We start from the raw sequence: 16,462 nt of genomic DNA on the forward strand, positions 1-16,462 counted from the left end.
TAAATACATGTCTGTTTCAATTAATTAGGGCTCAACTGGAAAAACTTTGAATATTCAGACATTTATGCAGCTCGTTTGCACTTCTCGACTAAAGAGTTAAGGCCTCTAACCTGGGAACTTGAACGTTTGACTACATCGCCGAAGGGTTGGCGGAGTGTGGTGAGACACACTCAACGCTTGGATGTTCTTCGCCACAACACCTCCCTCGGGTGTGGGCAAACGGGGGTAGAAAACCAGGAGGTAGGACACAAAAAAGGGGCGCCCGCACATCATGCGAGCGCCCCAAGCAGCCGACGATCCAGCCGACGGCTTCCACAGGGCTACACCAGGTACCGGCGTCCCACTACAAAGACCGCTGCGCCGACCGCGGAGGCGATCAACAGCGCCACGAGCGCGCGAGCCACTGTGTTGGAGCCGGTCTCGGCAGCCATGCCGCGGGCCTGTACCTCGGTCGCGCCGGCGACAGCATCTGCGGTCACGGGCGCGGCCTGCTGCTGCACCTCCACTGCGGGTGCTACCTCACCGTCGGCCTGCTCGGCCTTACCACCGGCCCGGGCCTCCTCCAACCCCTGCTCACGGATCGCACCAGCGTTGCCCGTCACCAGCTGCGCCGAGGCTTCTACCTCCTCTGGCGTCGGGGTTTCGGCAACGCGGGCCACGTCAGCAACGTAGGTGGCGCCGTCCTTGTTCAGGTAGTAGGTCTGCCCATCCACATTCAGCACAGACGGGAGCGCGACTAAGCCGCCGGCAACTGGCGCCGGGTTGTTCGGGTCCACCGCGTCCGCATCGAGCACCTTCTCCGCCGGGGCCTGGTCCGCGTCGGGCTGCACCGGGGTGGCAGGCTGGTCACCCTGCGGACTCTCCGGCGCGTCGGCGGGAGCAGCCGGGGCGGAGGTGGCGGACGCGGGGGCGTCGATAAGCCCTGCGACCGCTGCTCTGGTCACATCAACCGCGCGCTCCTGGTCGTCGGCGCTCAGCTGCGCGTAAGGGGTGGCGACGAGGTTGGCGTCGGACACGTAGTGGTCTCCTGCCTGGTTAAGGAAGTAGGTGGCGCCGAGGGCGTCCGTCACCTCGGCGGGGAGGTCCTGCGCGCTGGCGAGCGGCGCCGCGGCGAATGTGAGCGCACCGGCAAAAGCGACGGCGAGGGAAGTGCGGTTCATGGTGGTCTCCTGTCTCGAGCAAGGGTCACTCTCAAGTTCACCTTTAGACTTTACACAGAGGTGGCGCGCTTTCCCAGGAGTCACACGTAACACATTGGCAACGATTGTCGCGCGGAGGCGCGGGCTACCCGGCGGCGTCCACCGTCGCGTCATCCACCACGCCCGCAAACTGCCACCCCACCACCGCGTTGCGTACCGCCGCGGCAAGTGGGTTCACCGGCTGGATGCAGGAGATGGTGAGGAGGCGACCGGGCATGGGCTCGGTGCCCCACACGGAGGCGTCGTCAGCCAGCCCCTCCTTCTTGGGATCGTGCAGGTCCGTCGCGCGGTACTCCAACCACTTGCCCGCCGCGCGCGAGTCCTGCGTGCGCAGGTAAAGCGTGTCCCCCTCGCGCACGTTGTGCGCATTCGCGCGCGCGTCGTACAGCCCGTCAAACACACCGCGCACCGCCGCGCCAGTATGCCCCGCCACCACGGCAACGTCGCCAGCACCCGGGCCCGGCAGCTGGTACGGCTTCCCCTCCGCCGTGTACGCGCACGCCTTGCCCATCGACGCCGGATTGATCGCACCGTCCTTCACCCGGCAATCCCCCTCCTCAAACTCGGCGCGCAAGCCTATCTGCGGCACCGCCATCTCCACCGGCCGCGACTGCCCAATCGGGCCCGCCTCACCCGGCTCCCCTCCCCCGCATCGGCTCAGCAGCGCCACCGGCAGCGCAAGCACCGCCACCAGCACCGCAAGCACCATCGCGCGCCGCACCCAATACACCCACTGCGGGCGACGCGGTCTCCGGGATCCCATGGCGCAATAGCGTATAGGATCGGCCCTATGAAAACAGTCAATGTCACAGAAGTACCGCAGGGAGCACAGCTTATCGACGTCCGCGAGCCCGACGAGTTCGCCATCGCCCACGCCGCGGGCGCCGTCAATCTTCCGCTGTCCAACTTTGTCGGCCTGGCAGACAAGATCGACCCGGACCAGGACATCTACGTCATCTGCAAGTCCGGCGGCCGCTCAGCCCACGCCGCCGAGTACCTGGAGCAGGCCCGCGGTTGGGACAACGTCATCAACGTCGCCGGTGGCACAGACGCCTGGCTCGCCGCCGACCTTCCCACGGAATAGCCGCCTGCCCCGGCAAAACGCACCGCCCGGCGGGGGCAGTTTTCCGCGCAACTGTAATTGATTGAATTAGCCAACTAACCGTATGATGTGGGCATGGCAACGCACGACGAGCTCCCCAATGCACTCACCAAGTCCCCGTCCTTCCAGATCGAGCGGGTCCGCCGCCACACCAAGGAAGAGGTGGAGCGCACCCTGTTCAAGCACGACGTGAGCATGCGCGGCTTTTGGGTACTCACCTGCGTTGACAACACTGCGCTGTCGCAGTCGCAGCTGTCCAGCCTGCTGGCCGTCGACGCCTCCGACATGGTCCGCCTCGTCGATTCGCTGGAGAAACTGGGCTGGGTCAAGCGCGACCGCGACCCGAAGGACCGGCGCCGCCAGATCGTCACCGCGACCAAGAAGGGCTCCAAGGCGTTGGGGACGCTCGCCGCGGAGGTCGCCGATGCCGAGGACCGCGCCCTCGACGCGTCCAGCGCCAAGCAGCTCAAGAGCCTGAAGAAGCTGTCGAAGGCGATTCTGCAGGACGAGGACCAGTAGGGGCGTCGATAAGCGAAAAGCCCGGCCCCCACGGGGACCGGGCAATCAGGCGCGAGCTTAGTCGCCGATCTGGTCGCGGCCGCGCTTGACAATCAGCGGGTCCGGCTCGCCGACGAGCTCGTGGTCCTTGTTCGTGTACTCGAACTTGGACAGGATGTAGCGCATCGCGTTGAGGCGGGCGCGCTTCTTGTCGTTGGACTTGATGGTCACCCACGGGGACTCGTCCGTATCGGTGTAGCGGAACTGCTCCTCCTTGGCGCGGGTGTAGTCGTCCCACTTGTCCAGCGAGGCCAGGTCCATCGGGGACAGCTTCCACTGGCGGACCGGGTCCACCTGGCGGATGGCAAAGCGGGTGCGCTGCTCGCGCTGGGTCACGGAGAACCAGAACTTGGTCAGCGAGATGCCGGAGCCCAGGATCATGTTCTCCAGCATCGGTACCTCGCGGAGGAACTCCGCGTGCTGCGACTCAGTGCAGAAGCCCATGACGCGCTCGACGCCCGAGCGGTTGTACCAGGAGCGGTCAAAGAACACGATCTCGCCCGCGGACGGGAAGTGCTCAATGTAGCGCTGGAAGTACCACGAGGTGGACTCGCGCGGGCTGGGCTTCTCCAGCGCAACCGTACGGGCACCACGCGGGTTGAGGTGCTCGTTGAAGCGCTTGATGGTGCCGCCCTTGCCGGCGGCGTCGCGCCCCTCGAAAAGGATGATGTGGCGCTGGCCCGTATCCTTGGTCCAGTTCTGCCACTTCAGCAGCTCGATCTGCAGCGCGCGCTTTTCCTTCTCGTACTCCGCGCGGCTCAGGCGCTCGTCGTACGGGTAATTCTCACGCCAGGTCTGAATCGGCGTGCCGTCCGGCATCATGAGCACCGGATCGTCTTCATCAGTATCGTCAACAACCCAGCCCTCGACCTCTGCCAGGTCGATCAAAGGGAGTTCATCATCCTTGTGGTCAGCCATGTCCTTAAGTTTACCGCCCGTCTGGGGTTTGTGTTCGATGGAAGATTGAGAGGTGGAATCGGAAGTCAGTTTCGCCGGGGTGTCCGCCTGGTGTGCGTTGTGGGCCTTCGCCGCGGGCTTCGGATCCGGGGCCTTCCGAGTCGATTCCGGCACCGGAGCGACCAGCTTCTCCTCGGATGCAAGCGCGCTGGGATCCTTGGCCGGCTGAGTTGCTTCCGGCTTCGGCTTTGAGGTCTTGGCCCGCCCAGCCTCCGGGCGCTTCGCCTCCGGGCGATTCGCCTCTGCGCGGGGAGCCTCAGCACGGGGAGCCTCCAGCTCAAGCTGCGCTTCGCCGGTTCCGCGCACGCGACCAAAGAGACGCCTTAAACGCAAAACAACCCCGCGCAGCGGCGGGGTTGTAAGGCGGTTTGTCTTACGCGACAAGGCCGATCAGCTCGCCCAGGTTGCCAGCTGCCTTAGCAACTGCAGCCAGGATGCCGAGCAGTGCGCCAGCAACGTGTGCGTCAGAGGACAGGAATGCCCAGTTCTGAAGTGCTTCCATGATTATCTCCTTTTAACGAGTGACCCTATCCAAGGCCAATGAGGTGAGTGTTGAAGTTTGCGCGTTGCCGAAAGTGAACGCGCGAGAGACGACTACTTGGAGGCAGTGTCGTTCGGGAGCTCCTTGGCAGCGTCGCCCAGGGAGCCGAAGCGGATCAGGATGTCCGGAATGCCGCGGAACAGCTCGACGAAGTTCTTACCAAACTTGCCGAAGTCCTTCAGCATGTCAGCGATGGTAGAGAGGTCACCCATTGTTTTCCCCTTACGTGTAGGTGCCAGAGTGTCTGGCTCTAGATTGACAGTGTCCTGACACCCTCCATGGGGCATCACACGAAATATTTTGCCACAGCATTGTGAGCTCGCAAGTGTTCCGGCGAAACTTTTTCCCCGCCAAAATCGGCCCCCATTTGAGAGTTCGTTCACCCAAACGCAACCTTTTTCCAAGGTTCACCGCCAACCTGCGCCGTTACAGCTTTGTTATGGTGCTACTAAGTTAACTGTCTCTTAACTCCGGCGGGGCGGCGTAACGGGGGTTGCGGTGGCGTCGATAAGCAATGCCCCCACAGAGACGGACATTTCCCCACATACGGGGGTATACGGGCTGGAAGGGGGCCGAGGGAGACAGCAAAACGCCCCAAGCAGCGCGGGGCTACTCGGGGCGTTTCGGGCGCAAACGGGCTTACATCATGCCCATTGCCTCCGGGTCCATGCCGGCACCTGCGGCGCCAGCCGGCTCCGGCTTGTCCGCAACGACAGCCTCGGTGGTCAGGAACAGACCAGCGATGGACGCGGCGTTCTGCAGCGCGGAGCGGGTCACCTTGGCCGGGTCGTTGATGCCCTCGGAGAGCATGTCCACGTACTCGCCGGTCGCGGCGTTCAGGCCCTGGCCTGCGGGGAGGTTAGCAACCTTGTCCGCAACGACGCCCGGCTCCAGGCCTGCGTTGTGGGCGATCTGCTTCAGCGGAGCGGAGAGTGCCTCGCGGACGATCTTCACGCCCGTAGCCTCGTCGCCGGTCAGCTCCAAGTCGCCCTCGAGCTCCTTGGCGGCCTGCAGGAGTGCCACGCCACCGCCGGCGACGATGCCCTCCTCCACAGCAGCCTTAGCGTTGCGCACCGCATCCTCGATGCGCATCTTCTGCTCCTTCAGCTCCACCTCGGTGGCGGCGCCGACCTTGATCACCGCAACGCCGCCGGCCAGCTTGGCCAGGCGCTCCTGCAGCTTCTCGCGGTCGTAGTCGGAGTCAGAGTGCTCGATCTCGGCGCGGATCTGCTTGACGCGGCCCTCAATCTGGGCCTGGTCGCCAGCGCCCTGGACCAGAGTGGTCTCGTCCTTGGTGATGACGGCCTTGCGTGCCTGGCCGAGCAGCTCGATGCCGACGGTCTCCAGGGACAGGCCGACCTCCTCGGAGATGACCTGGCCGCCGGTGAGGATGGCCAGGTCCTGCAGCATCGCCTTGCGGCGGTCGCCGAAGCCCGGGGCCTTGACGGCCACGGACTTGAAGGTGCCGCGGATCTTGTTCACCACGAGGGTGGACAGGGCCTCGCCCTCAACGTCCTCAGCAACGATGAGCAGCGGCTTGCCCGACTGCATGACCTGTTCCAGGACCGGGACGAGCTCCTTGACGTTGGAGATCTTGCCGGAGACCAGCAGGATGTACGGGTCTTCCAGCACGGCCTCGCCGCGCTCCATGTCGGTGGCGAAGTAGGCGGAGATGAAGCCCTTGTCAAAGCGCATGCCCTCGGTCACCTCGAGGTCAACGCCGAAGGTGTTGGACTCCTCGACCGTGATGACGGACTCCTTGTTCACGGTGCCGTTGCCAACCGCGTACATCGCCTCGGCGATCTTCTTGCCAATCTCCGGGTCGGAGGCGGAGATGCCAGCGGTGGAAGCGATCTGCTCCTGGGTCTCCACTTCCTTCGCGGAGTCGAGCAGGTGCTTGGACACCGTGTCGGTCGCGGCCTGGATGCCGCGCTTAATACCCATCGGGTTGGAGCCGGCCGCAACGTTGCGCAGGCCCTCGCGCACGAGCGCCTGGGCGAGCACGGTTGCGGTGGTGGTGCCGTCGCCAGCGACGTCGTCAGTCTTCTTGGCAACTTCCTTCACCAGCTCGGCGCCGATCTTTTCGTACGGGTCCTCGAGCTCGATTTCCTTCGCGATGGTCACGCCATCGTTCGTAATGGTCGGCGCGCCCCAGGACTTCTCCAGGACAACGTTGCGCCCCTTCGGGCCAAGCGTCACCTTCACGGCGTCTGCCAGGGTGTTCAGGCCGTTTTCGAGGCTGCGGCGTGCTTCCTCGTCGAATGCAATGGTCTTTGCCATGTGAGTTTGTTGCTCCTTATTTATTGTGGAACGAGTACTCAATTCGTCGGTTCAAGCAGGCGCCCGCGACGGCACGGCTGCTGAGTGGTGCAGCCTCACCCGCTTAGCACTTGGCGTCTCCGAGTGCTAGGACCCATTTTTAGCACTCACCCCCAGCGAGTGCAAGCACCATTTGCTTATCGACGCCCACCGTTTCCCCAATGGTAGCGTCGCCCCCATGAGTGAATTCACACCGGACCGCACACGCATCTTCGCCGACCTGGCCAAACTGGTCTCTTTCAACTCCCCGCACTCCACCCCGGAGCTGGCCGACCAGCACGAGGCCGCCTGCGCCTGGACCGTCTCCGCCCTCGAGGGCCTGGGCCTGACCGTGACCCGCCACGCCACCGTGGACAACGCGGACACCATCGTCGCCGTCAAGGAGCCGGTGGGCGACGCCCCGACCGTCCTCCTCTACTCCCACTACGACGTCGTCCCGGCGGGCGACCCGTCCGTGTGGACCAATGACCCGTTCGAGCTCACCGAGCGCGATGGCCGCTGGTATGGCCGCGGCGCCGCCGACTGCAAGGGCAACCTGGCCATGCACCTCGAGGCACTGCGCCTGGTCGAGGCCGCCGGCGGCACCGACCTGGGCCTCAAGGTCGTCGTCGAGGGCTCCGAGGAGCTCGGCGGCGACGACGGCCTGGGCAAGCTCATCGAGGCTGAGCCGGAGATCTTCCGCGCCGACGCCATCCTCATCGCCGATTCCGGCAACGCCGCCGTGGGCGAGCCCACCCTGACCACCTCCCTGCGCGGCGGCGCCCAGGTGAAGGTCACCGTGGAAACCCTCGAGGGCGCGATCCACTCCGGCAGCTTCGGCGGCGCCGCCCCCGACGCGGCCCACGCCCTGATCCGCATCGCCGATTCGCTTTTCGACGAGCACGGGCGCACCACCATCGACGGCGTCGACACCACCGCCAAGTGGACCGGCGACGCCTACGAGCGCGACACGTTCCGCACCGACGCGGGCGTCCTCGACGGCGTCCAGCTCCTCGGCACCGTCGACGACGACCCCGCCGACATGTGCTGGGCGCGCCCGGCCGTCACCATGATCGGCTTTACCTCCACCCCGGTCGCTGAAGCGGTCAACGCGGTGAACCCGCGCGCCGAGGCCCAGTTCAACCTGCGCGTCCCCGCCGGCCAAGACGCGGCCGAAATCGCGCAGAAGATGGAGGAGCACATCAAGGCGCACACCCCTTGGGGTGCGAAGGTGACCGTGGAAATCAGCGGCGTCAACGCCCCGTTTGCCACCGACCCGGAGCGCCCCGCCGCCGCGAAGCTGGGCGAGTGCCTGCGCGAGGCGTACGGCACCGACAAGCTCACCCTCATCGGTTCGGGCGGCTCCATCCCGCTGACCAACACACTGCAGGAGCAGTTCCCGGATGCTGAGATCGCCCTCTACGGCGTTGAGGAACCCGCCTGCGGCATCCACGGCGTGGACGAGTCCGTCGACCCGACCGAGATCGAGCGCATCGCCGTCGCTGAGGCCAGCTTCCTCCGCCAGTACGGCAAGTAAGCCACCCTCAGCCACTCAGGGCGCGGTCACGATGCGGCCACAATTCGGTAGCGAAATAGTTATCTAATCGGTACAGTTGGACGCATTGGCCGCGCCTATTCTTTTCGACGCGCCCCACGCTCTCGCACGGGTTTCCAATTCATGGCGGCTTTGTGCCTCCTTGGGCCGCTTTGTTGGGCTTGTTGGGCTCGGTAAGAGAACTCGATCCGTACATGCCCGAGGAGGGGTCCGCACTTTGCTCACGCTGCTCGCCGCGCTCATTATCGCGACGATTGCCGCACCTCCACTCATCAGGTTGTGCGGCCGGGCAGCGTTCGGCATGCTCGCCACGGTCCCACTCGGCGGCTTCATCTGGATGGCCAGCCTGTTCCAGCGGGGCATCTTTACTCACGAAGGCGAGATCGTTGCCAGCTACGCCTGGATGCCCTCCGTCAACCTCAACTTGGAGTTCCGCCTCGACCCCCTGGCCGGGCTTTTCTCCCTGATCATCCTGGGCGTCGGCGCCCTCGTCCTGCTGTACTGCTGGGGCTACTTCGACTCCAACCCGCGCCGGTTGGCCAAGTTCGGCGGCGAGCTCACCATGTTCGCCACCGTCATGTACGGCCTGGTCATCTCTGACAACTTCCTGCTCATGTACGTGTTCTGGGAGTTGACGTCCATCCTGTCCTACCTGCTCGTCTCGTACTACGGCGAGCGGGCGTCGTCACGCAGGGCCGCGATCCAGGCGCTCATGATCACCACCATGGGCGGGCTGGCCATGCTGGTGGGCATCAACCTGCTCGGGTTCAACGCGGGCATTTGGAAGCTCAGCCAGATCCCCCAGTTCGCAGACATCCAGAACACGCCCGCGATTTCCGCGGCGATCGTGCTCATTATGCTCGGCGCACTGACCAAGTCCGCCCAAGCCCCGTGGCACTTCTGGCTGCCCGGCGCGATGGCGGCGCCCACCCCGGTGTCCGCCTACCTGCACTCGGCGGCGATGGTGAAGGCGGGCATCTACCTGGTCGCCCGTCTGGCGCCGGACATGGCGGCCGTGAGCACCTGGCACCTGGTGGTCATCTCCACCGGCCTGTTCACCATGCTGCTCGGCGGGTGGATGGCGCTGAAGCAGCGCGACCTCAAGCTCATCCTGGCATATGGAACGGTCTCCCAGCTGGGCTTTATCACCGCGGTGATCGGCGTGGGCTCGCGCGAGGCGACGATGGCGGGCCTGGCCATCACGTTCGCGCACTCCATGTTTAAGGCGACGCTGTTCATGATCGTCGGCGCGATCGACCACACGACCGGCACCCGCGACATCCGTGAGCTCTCCGGCCTGGGCCGCAAGGAACCCTTCGTCGCGTTCCTGGCGGTCCTGTCGGCGGCGTCGATGGCGGGCCTGCCCCCGCTGTTCGGGTTCATTGCCAAGGAGTCGGCGCTGGAGGCGATCCTGCACGAGGAATCGCTGCACGGCATGCCGGGCCACATCACGCTGGTCGTGCTGGTGGTCGGCTCCATCCTGACGATGGGCTACTCCCTGTACTTCCTGTGGGGCGCGTTCGCCACGAAGGCGCAGCACCGCGAAACCGGCGTCTCCCCCGCCGTGGCAAAAATGCACCACATCGGCCCGCTGCTGTCCGCCTCCCCGGCGATGCTCACGCTGGCCACCATCGCGTTCGGGCTCCTGCCCGCCTGGCTGTCCAACGCCATCAACTCCTACCTGGACGTCCGCTTCCCGCGCGACGAGGGCGCGCCGTTGAAGCTGTGGCACGGCATCACCACCCCGCTCATGCTCACCGTGGTGATCGTCGTGGCCGGCACCGTGTTGTTCTGGCAGCGCGACCTGATCCGCAGGGTCCGCTTTGACAAGCCGGCACTTGGCGACGCCGACGAGATCTGGGATCTCATCCTCCACCAGCTCCGCAACGCGTCGCTCAAGCTCACGGCGTCGACGCAGCGCGGCTCGCTGACCATCAACCTGGCGGTCATCTTTGCCACGCTCATGGTGGTCCCGCTCGCCGCGCTGATTCTGGGGCAGAGCAACGACATCCATATGTTGCTGTGGGACAACCCGTGGCAAGGCCTTGTGGTCTGCATCCTGTGCGCCATGGCGATCTTTGCCACGCTGCAGAGCAACCGCCTGTCCGGCGTAGTCATGGTCGGCCTCACCGGCTACTCGCTCGCGTTCATCTTTGCGCTGCACGGTGCCCCGGACCTCGCGCTCACGCAGGCTCTGGTAGAGACCATCGTCATGGTGGTGTTCATGCTGGTCCTGCGCAAGATGCCCACGGAGGTGGAGCCGCGCAACGACGACAACCGGCTGCGCGCCTGGCTCTCCATCGGCACGGGCCTCTCCGTGGTGATCGTGGCCATGACGGCGATGTCGGCGCGCGTGCAGGACCCGGTGTCCAAGTACATGCCGGACCTGGCGTACGAGATTGGCCACGGCCGCAACACCGTCAACGTGCTGCTCGTGGACCTGCGCGCCGCCGACACCTTTGGCGAGATCCTGGTCCTGGTCATCGCCGCCACCGGCGTGGCCAGCCTCATCTTCGGCACGGGCACGTTCGGGCGCGAGTCCCGGCGCCCCACCCTGTCCACCAACAAGCCCCGCTGGCTCGCCTCGGGCGTGGACTCGGAGACGGCGCAGAACCGCTCCATCATGGTCGATGTGGTCACGCGCATCCTCTTCCCGTCGATCATGCTCCTGTCCTTCTACTTCTTCTTCTCCGGCCACAACGCCCCCGGCGGCGGCTTTGCGGGCGGCCTGGTTGCCGCGCTCGCGTTCACGCTGCGCTACCTGGCGGGCGGCCGCGCGGAGATCGACGAGGCGCTGCCGGTCGACCCCGCGAAGATCCTGGGCACGGGCATCCTCCTCTCCGCCGCGTGCGTGGTGGTACCGCTCTTCTTTGGCAACCCGCCGCTCACCACCGGCTACGCCTCGCTGGCGCTGCCGCTCATCGGCGAGTTCGACGTCCCCTCGGCGCTCGTTTTCGACGCCGGCGTGTACGCCATCGTCGTCGGCCTCACCTTGCACATCCTCGGCTCCATGGGCGCGTACCTGGACCGCGAGGAAGACACCCGCAAGCAGCGGGCCCGCGACCGCGCCCGCGAGCTGCAGGAAAAGAACAAGCGGCGCCGGGAGCAGCAGGCGCAGCGGCGCGCCGCCAGGGAGTCCGAGCGGGCTTCGGCTGGAGGCGCGGGATCGTCGATAAGCAAACAAGCCCAAGAAGGGAGCAAGTAGATGGAAGCGAACCTCTTCCTCCTGATCGGCTCGGGCGTGCTCATCGCGTGCGGGGTGTACATGATGCTGGATCGGGCGATGACCCGCATGATCCTCGGCGTGCTGCTGATTGGCAACGGGGCGAACCTCCTGCTGCTGCAGTCCGGCGGGCAGGCGGGCTCGCCGCCGATTCTCGGGCGCGAATCCGAGCAGTACGCGGACAGCGCGGACCCGCTCGCGCAGGCGATGATCCTCACCGCGATCGTGATCTCCATGGCCATGAGCGCGTTCATGCTCGCGCTGGCGTACCGGCAGTACCGCTACCGCACCGACGACATCATCGAGCGCGACGAGGAGGACCGCGCGATTGCCAAGCGGCCGACCACGCCCGCAGCCGCGCCGGACCACGACCGCTCCGACGACCCGGAGACCGGCAAGCCGAGCGTGTCCGGCGACTCATTCGGCCCGCGCTCGTTCGAGACACCCGTGAAGGAGGCGGAGAATGACCAGTAGCCTCTTCGACTTCGCCGACTGGGCGCTGCCCGCCATGCCGTACCTGACGGTGATGCCGCTGATCCTGCCCGCCATCGCGGCGGCGCTCATCCTGGTCTCGGGCAAGCACGTCCAGCTGCAGCGCGCCATCGCGCTCACCACGCTGTTCGCGCTCGCCCTCATCGCCGGCGCCATGATCATCATCGCCGACGTCCACGGCATCCAGACCGTGCATATGGGCGGCTGGGACGCCGTCGTGGGCATCACGCTCGTGGCGGACCGGCTGTCTACCATCATGCTGTTCGTCTCCGCCACCGTCCTCTTCGCCGTCATGTGGTACGGCATCTCGCAGGGGCTTCGCGACGGCGACGAGGATGACCCCATTGCCGTCTTCCTCCCTGTCTACATGCTGCTGTGCATGGGCGTGAACCTCTCCTTCCTGGCCGGCGACCTGTTCAACCTGTACGTCGGTTTTGAGATCTTCCTGGTCGCCTCGTACGTCCTGCTCACCCTCGGCGCCTCACCCGGGCGCGTGCGCAGCGGCATCGGCTACGTGATGGTCTCCATGGCCTCGTCCATGGTCTTCCTTGTCGCCCTAGCCCTGGTCTACTCCGCCGTGGGCACCGTGAACATGGCGCAGGCGGGCATGCGCATGGAGGAGATCCCTGACGGCACCCGCGCCGCCATCTTTGCCACCCTGCTTGTTGCGTTTGGCATCAAAGCGGCCGTGTTCCCGCTGGACGCGTGGCTGCCTGACTCCTATCCCACCGCGGCCTCCCTGGTCACCGCCGTGTTCGCGGGCCTGCTGACCAAGGTGGGCGTGTACGCGATCATCCGCATGCGCTCCACCGTGTTTACGGATGGCTCCCTGGACACCCTGCTCATGTGGGTGGCACTGCTGACCATGATCATCGGCGTGATGGGCGCGCTTGCCCAGAACGACATCAAGCGACTGTTGTCGTTCACGCTGGTCTCGCACATCGGCTACATGATCTTTGGTATCGCGCTCGGCTCCATGACGGGCCTGTCCGGCGCGATCTTCTACGCGGTCCACCACATCCTCGTGCAGACCTCCTTGTTCCTGGTGGTCGGCCTGGTGGAGCGCCAAGCCGGCTCCGCCCAGCTGCGACGCCTGGGCTCCCTGCTGTACACGGCCCCGATCATTGCCATCCTGTACTTCATCCCCGCGCTCAACCTGGGCGGCATCCCTCCGTTCTCCGGCTTCCTGGGCAAGGTAATGCTCATCCAGGCAGGCGCAGACGACGGGTCCTGGCTGGCCTGGGTCCTTATCGGCGGCGCGGTGGTGACCTCGCTGCTCACCCTCTACGCCATGATCCTGGTCTGGTCCAAGGGCTTCCTGCGCGACCGCGCCGACGCCCCCGAGGGCAACGTGGCCATGGCGCGGCCGTCCCTGCTTGCCGAGCGCGGCGAAACCACCCAGTTTGAGCAGCGCGACGACGTCGGGCGCCTGCCCGCGGGCATGCTCCTGTCCACGGCGCTGCTCGTCGCCGCCTCCGTGTCCATCACCTTCCTGGCAGGACCGATCTCCAGCATCACGGACCGCGCGGCGGAGTCGGCGCAGGACAGCTCGATCTACCGCAACGCGGTGCTGGAGGGCCCCGTGGGGGCGGACAGCGAGGAGCCGACCCGGCGCCCCGAACGCTTCACCACCCCGCACTCGGACTACGGCGCATCCGATAACCTGGACCGGCACCACGTGGAGCGGGACCAACAGGCACCGGAAGGCGGCGAGGGCGTTTCCACGGAGACCGTGCCCACGCCCGTCGCTGGGGATACGGAGGAAGCGACGCCGGGGGCGGAGGCGCAGACAAGCATGAGCCCCAACGGAGGTGAGGAGTAAATGCTGGAGACGATGCAAGGCGTCAGGCACCGGTTCCGGCCGCTGTTTGTGGTGTGGCTGACGCTCATGTGGGTGCTGCTGATGGGCGAGCTGAGCTGGGGCAACGTCGCCGCTGGGCTCGCGCTCGCGCTGCTGATCGTGCTGCTGCTGCCGCTGCCGCGCATCCCCAACACTGACTACAAGGTCCGGTGGGGCAAGCTCGTCCTGTTCGGGCTGGTGTGGCTGCGCGACCTGCTCATCGCGTCGGCGAAGGTGAGCTGGCTGGCGCTGCGCCCCGCGGCGCCGCCGAAGAACGCCATCCTCACCGTCCCCATGCGGCTAAGTAGCGAGTTCGTCCTGTACCTGGCCACCTGCGCGTACAACCTGCAGCCCGGCGGCTCGGTTACGGACATCAACCTCGCCGACCGCGAGTGGACCATCCACGTCCTCGACGCCGCCGACCCGCGCGCCATCCAGCGCGAGATTGATAACGTCGCGGCCCTCGAGCGCCAGCTGATCGACATTTTTGAGAGCAGGAGCTAACCCCATGGACCCAACCCTGTACAACGTCTTCCTCTGCATCGCCGCCGTCTTCATCGCCGTCGGCTTCCTGCTGCTGGCCTGGCGCGTCATCGTCGGCCCCGACTCCATGGACCGCCTGCTGGGCAACGACGCCATCACCGCCTCCCTCCAGTGCGCCCTCGCCCTCTACGTGTGCTGGACGCTGGATACCACGGTGGTCAACGTCATGATGGTCATCGCGCTGCTCGGCTTCATCGCCTCGATCTCCGTCGCCCGCTTCCGCAAGAGGGATGGTTCACTGTGAATTGGGCAATGCTTTTCGACGCCATCTCTCTCCTCTTCATCCTCCCCGGATCCTTCATGGTGTTCTCGGCGGCGGTCGGCGCCGTCCGGTTCGGCTCCACCCTGGCCCGGGTCCACGCGATTACCAAGCCGCAGACCACCGGTCTCCTGCTCATGTTCGTGGGCACCATCATCCGGCTGGTCAGTTCCCCCAGCTTCTCCGTGCACGAGCGCGGTGACCTGGGCATCCTGGTGCTCCTGGTCCTGTTTGCGCTGATGACCAACCCGGTCACCGCGCAGCGCCTCGGCCGCGTGGCCAGGCGCGAAGGGCTCTACGGTCCCGAGGACCAGCTCACCCGCAACGACCGGCCGGCCGCCTACCACCCGCGCCGCGTCAACCCGGACGCGCCCGCGGACTAGAGCTCGCCGGTGGCAGGTCGCCGCCTTGGGCTACCGGGGCGGCTGCATCTCCTGCATCTCGTCGCAGGTCGCGTCCACCACGCGCTTCCAGTCCCCGGTCGCCTCGTAGATTTTCCGCTGCCTTTGGTAGGCCGCCCCGTCGCGCAAGATCTCGCGCACGAGCTCCAGCTCCTCCACGCAGTCAAGCTCCTCCGCGATGGGTGCGAGCTCCACGAGCATGTCGCGCAGCTCATCCTTTACCCAGCGCTCGTCGGTGTCGCGGCTGGTAATCACGAGCGCATCCATGCCGTAGCGGGCGCCGCGCCACTTGTTTTCGGCGACGTGCCAGGGCTGCAGCGTCGGCAGCGCTTCGCCTGCAGACAGCTTCCTGTCGTAGTACACCACGAGGCAGTGCGTGAGGGCGACGATTCCGGCAAGTTCGCGGAGGTTCGAAGGGGCGTCGCTAATGCGCACCTCGATCGTGCCCCACTTGGCGGCCGGGCGGACGTCGAAGTGCATGCTGCCGGTATGGCTGATCACACCGGAGGTCTGCTGGTCACGCATGAAGCCGACCCACTCGTCCCAGTCGCGGAATTGGTACGGCATGCCCGCGGTGGGAAGCTGCTGGTAAAGCATGGTGCGGTTTGAGGCGTAGCCGGTATCAATGCCGTCCCACCCCGGGCTCGACGCGGAGATGGCCAGCAGGTGCGGGTAGTGCGTCATAATCGCGTTAATGATGGGCCACACGCGGTCCTCGTGGCTGATGCCCACGTGGCAGTGCACGCCCCAGAGCAGCATTTGCTGCCCCCAATACTGCGTGCGGTTAATGATCTCCTGGTACGTCAGCTTGGGGCTGAGCGGCTGCTCGTGGAAGTCCGAGAAGGGGTGGCCGCCGCTGGCCCACAGCCGGAGGCCTTGCTGCTCCGCGGCGCTGCGGACCTTGCCCAGGTCGGCGTTGAGCGCGCCCATCGCCTCGCGAGTATTGCGGCAGATCGGGGAGACCAGCTCGATGGTGTTCTGCAGGAACTCGCGCTCCAGCCGGGTCCCCGGGTGCTCGCGTTCCACCTGCTCAATGACCTTTTCGGCTTGCGGAACGAGGTCGCGCGTCTCGGGGTCGACGACGCAAATCTCCCACTCCACGCCCAACGTGGGCTCCGCGGATCGAGCAAAATCGCGATAAGGATCCATGTGGTCAAGTGTAAGTCGGGGTACCCCGAAACATCGTCAATTTGTTTCAGGGCAACTGCTTATCGACGCCCCCGTTTACCGCCCCGCGAGCACAACCGTAATCGCGTTGCGGTTCTGGATCGCCTCCGACGGCAGCTGGGTCTCCGCGTCCGGCAGGTCATTGTTCGCACGCGGCGTGCCGCCGACGCGCTGCGCCACCTCGGCCGCCACCTGGTCGGCCCCCGCCACCTGCGGGTTATAGAACCTGTCACCTATACACATCTGCGCCCTACCGCTAAAAACAAAACAGCATTGTGCAATCATGGACGGAGGCTCCCAGCATACAAACCAGCAAGTCGAAGAATA

Annotated in this window: 17 protein-coding genes; 9 read left to right on the plus strand and 8 right to left on the minus strand. The window is 65.8% G+C overall.

All coding sequences use genetic code 11. The features are described 5' to 3' along the window. Positions 1 to 320: 320 nt before the first annotated feature. Together FPH17_RS09005 and FPH17_RS09010 are read right to left on the minus strand one after the other, a co-directional pair. A complete protein-coding gene (locus tag FPH17_RS09005) occupies positions 321 to 1,160 on the minus strand; it encodes a hypothetical protein (RefSeq protein WP_154879991.1) in 840 nt (279 codons plus the stop codon). Positions 1,161 to 1,284: 124 nt separating this feature from the next. Further along, positions 1,285 to 1,962, minus strand: a complete 678-nt coding sequence (locus tag FPH17_RS09010; RefSeq protein WP_154879993.1) for a sortase family protein — start codon at positions 1,960 to 1,962, stop codon at positions 1,285 to 1,287. A 27-nt stretch (positions 1,963 to 1,989) separates the two neighbouring features. On the opposite strand from FPH17_RS09010, the gene FPH17_RS09015 reads away from it, so the two are divergent. Both FPH17_RS09015 and FPH17_RS09020 read left to right on the plus strand, forming a co-directional pair. Next, positions 1,990 to 2,283, plus strand: a complete 294-nt coding sequence (locus tag FPH17_RS09015; protein ID WP_095275609.1) for a rhodanese-like domain-containing protein — start codon at positions 1,990 to 1,992, stop codon at positions 2,281 to 2,283. Between the two features lie 93 nt (positions 2,284 to 2,376). Continuing rightward, the gene (locus tag FPH17_RS09020) at positions 2,377 to 2,820 is read left to right on the plus strand and encodes a MarR family transcriptional regulator (protein ID WP_154879995.1); all 444 of its coding nucleotides are present in this window, start codon (positions 2,377 to 2,379) and stop codon (positions 2,818 to 2,820) included. Positions 2,821 to 2,877: 57 nt separating this feature from the next. Here the strand turns inward: FPH17_RS09020 and ppk2 are convergent, their stop codons facing one another. The 4 genes from ppk2 to groL all read right to left on the minus strand — a co-directional run bounded on the left by ppk2 (position 2,878) and on the right by groL (position 6,637). After that, the gene (gene ppk2 / locus FPH17_RS09025) at positions 2,878 to 3,777 is read right to left on the minus strand and encodes a polyphosphate kinase 2 (protein WP_095275641.1); all 900 of its coding nucleotides are present in this window, start codon (positions 3,775 to 3,777) and stop codon (positions 2,878 to 2,880) included. Between the two features lie 412 nt (positions 3,778 to 4,189). Beyond that, the gene (locus tag FPH17_RS12150) at positions 4,190 to 4,318 is read right to left on the minus strand and encodes a hypothetical protein (protein WP_269150540.1); all 129 of its coding nucleotides are present in this window, start codon (positions 4,316 to 4,318) and stop codon (positions 4,190 to 4,192) included. A gap of 92 nt (positions 4,319 to 4,410) precedes the next feature. Beyond that, complete coding sequence (locus FPH17_RS11940; RefSeq protein WP_167496803.1) at positions 4,411 to 4,569, minus strand: hypothetical protein; 159 nt, start codon at positions 4,567 to 4,569, stop codon at positions 4,411 to 4,413. 427 nt (positions 4,570 to 4,996) lie between these two features. After that, positions 4,997 to 6,637 carry a chaperonin GroEL gene (gene groL, locus FPH17_RS09030; protein ID WP_154879998.1) on the minus strand — a complete coding sequence of 547 codons (1,641 nt, stop codon included), beginning with the start codon at positions 6,635 to 6,637 and terminating at the stop codon, positions 4,997 to 4,999. A 217-nt stretch (positions 6,638 to 6,854) separates the two neighbouring features. Between groL and FPH17_RS09035 the strand changes: the two genes are divergently transcribed. From FPH17_RS09035 to FPH17_RS09065, 7 genes are all read left to right on the plus strand, one after another. Further along, on the plus strand, positions 6,855 to 8,192 hold the full coding sequence (locus FPH17_RS09035; RefSeq protein ID WP_095546691.1) for a dipeptidase: 1,338 nt from the start codon (positions 6,855 to 6,857) through the stop codon (positions 8,190 to 8,192). Between the two features lie 235 nt (positions 8,193 to 8,427). After that, complete coding sequence (locus FPH17_RS09040) at positions 8,428 to 11,415, plus strand: Na+/H+ antiporter subunit A (protein WP_154880001.1); 2,988 nt, start codon at positions 8,428 to 8,430, stop codon at positions 11,413 to 11,415. Continuing rightward, positions 11,416 to 11,907 carry a Na(+)/H(+) antiporter subunit C gene (locus FPH17_RS09045; protein WP_095275614.1) on the plus strand — a complete coding sequence of 164 codons (492 nt, stop codon included), beginning with the start codon at positions 11,416 to 11,418 and terminating at the stop codon, positions 11,905 to 11,907. Further along, positions 11,897 to 13,747 (plus strand): Na+/H+ antiporter subunit D, encoded by a 1,851-nt coding sequence (locus FPH17_RS09050; RefSeq protein ID WP_154880003.1) that lies wholly within the window; start codon positions 11,897 to 11,899, stop codon positions 13,745 to 13,747. Before FPH17_RS09045 ends, FPH17_RS09050 begins: the two co-directional genes overlap by 11 nt. Continuing rightward, positions 13,748 to 14,269: a Na+/H+ antiporter subunit E gene (locus FPH17_RS09055; RefSeq protein ID WP_238397113.1), complete on the plus strand. Its 522-nt coding sequence runs from the start codon at positions 13,748 to 13,750 to the stop codon at positions 14,267 to 14,269. Between the two features lie 4 nt (positions 14,270 to 14,273). Next, the gene (locus FPH17_RS09060; RefSeq protein ID WP_095275616.1) at positions 14,274 to 14,552 is read left to right on the plus strand and encodes a monovalent cation/H+ antiporter complex subunit F; all 279 of its coding nucleotides are present in this window, start codon (positions 14,274 to 14,276) and stop codon (positions 14,550 to 14,552) included. Beyond that, a complete protein-coding gene (locus tag FPH17_RS09065; RefSeq protein ID WP_095537945.1) occupies positions 14,549 to 14,950 on the plus strand; it encodes a monovalent cation/H(+) antiporter subunit G in 402 nt (133 codons plus the stop codon). Before FPH17_RS09060 ends, FPH17_RS09065 begins: the two co-directional genes overlap by 4 nt. Before the next feature lie 30 nt (positions 14,951 to 14,980). Here FPH17_RS09065 and FPH17_RS09070 read toward each other — a convergent pair whose 3' ends face one another. After that, positions 14,981 to 16,117, minus strand: a complete 1,137-nt coding sequence (locus FPH17_RS09070) for a glutamate--cysteine ligase (RefSeq protein WP_154880006.1) — start codon at positions 16,115 to 16,117, stop codon at positions 14,981 to 14,983. A 75-nt stretch (positions 16,118 to 16,192) separates the two neighbouring features. Further along, positions 16,193 to 16,462 (minus strand): hypothetical protein (locus tag FPH17_RS09075; protein WP_208722076.1); only part of this gene is annotated, 270 nt, incomplete at its 5' end.

The organism is Corynebacterium gottingense (genome assembly GCF_007559235.1).
Taxonomy (GTDB): Bacteria; Actinomycetota; Actinomycetes; order Mycobacteriales; family Mycobacteriaceae; genus Corynebacterium; species Corynebacterium gottingense.

Excerpts from the sequence above, each read along its gene's own strand:
- FPH17_RS12150 (WP_269150540.1), bottom strand. The coding sequence starts at position 4,318 with ATGGAAGCACTTCAGAACTGGGCATTCCTGTCCTCTGACGCACACGTT.
- FPH17_RS09005 (WP_154879991.1), bottom strand. The coding sequence starts at position 1,160 with ATGAACCGCACTTCCCTCGCCGTCGCTTTTGCCGGTGCGCTCACATTC.
- FPH17_RS09060 (WP_095275616.1), top strand. The coding sequence starts at position 14,274 with ATGGACCCAACCCTGTACAACGTCTTCCTCTGCATCGCCGCCGTCTTC.
- groL (WP_154879998.1), bottom strand. The coding sequence starts at position 6,637 with ATGGCAAAGACCATTGCATTCGACGAGGAAGCACGCCGCAGCCTCGAA.
- FPH17_RS09050 (WP_154880003.1), top strand. The coding sequence starts at position 11,897 with ATGACCAGTAGCCTCTTCGACTTCGCCGACTGGGCGCTGCCCGCCATG.
- ppk2 (WP_095275641.1), bottom strand. The coding sequence starts at position 3,777 with ATGGCTGACCACAAGGATGATGAACTCCCTTTGATCGACCTGGCAGAG.
- FPH17_RS11940 (WP_167496803.1), bottom strand. The coding sequence starts at position 4,569 with ATGGGTGACCTCTCTACCATCGCTGACATGCTGAAGGACTTCGGCAAG.
- FPH17_RS09055 (WP_238397113.1), top strand. The coding sequence starts at position 13,748 with ATGCTGGAGACGATGCAAGGCGTCAGGCACCGGTTCCGGCCGCTGTTT.
- FPH17_RS09010 (WP_154879993.1), bottom strand. The coding sequence starts at position 1,962 with ATGGGATCCCGGAGACCGCGTCGCCCGCAGTGGGTGTATTGGGTGCGG.
- FPH17_RS09015 (WP_095275609.1), top strand. The coding sequence starts at position 1,990 with ATGAAAACAGTCAATGTCACAGAAGTACCGCAGGGAGCACAGCTTATC.
- FPH17_RS09020 (WP_154879995.1), top strand. The coding sequence starts at position 2,377 with ATGGCAACGCACGACGAGCTCCCCAATGCACTCACCAAGTCCCCGTCC.
- FPH17_RS09045 (WP_095275614.1), top strand. The coding sequence starts at position 11,416 with ATGGAAGCGAACCTCTTCCTCCTGATCGGCTCGGGCGTGCTCATCGCG.
- FPH17_RS09070 (WP_154880006.1), bottom strand. The coding sequence starts at position 16,117 with ATGGATCCTTATCGCGATTTTGCTCGATCCGCGGAGCCCACGTTGGGC.
- FPH17_RS09035 (WP_095546691.1), top strand. The coding sequence starts at position 6,855 with ATGAGTGAATTCACACCGGACCGCACACGCATCTTCGCCGACCTGGCC.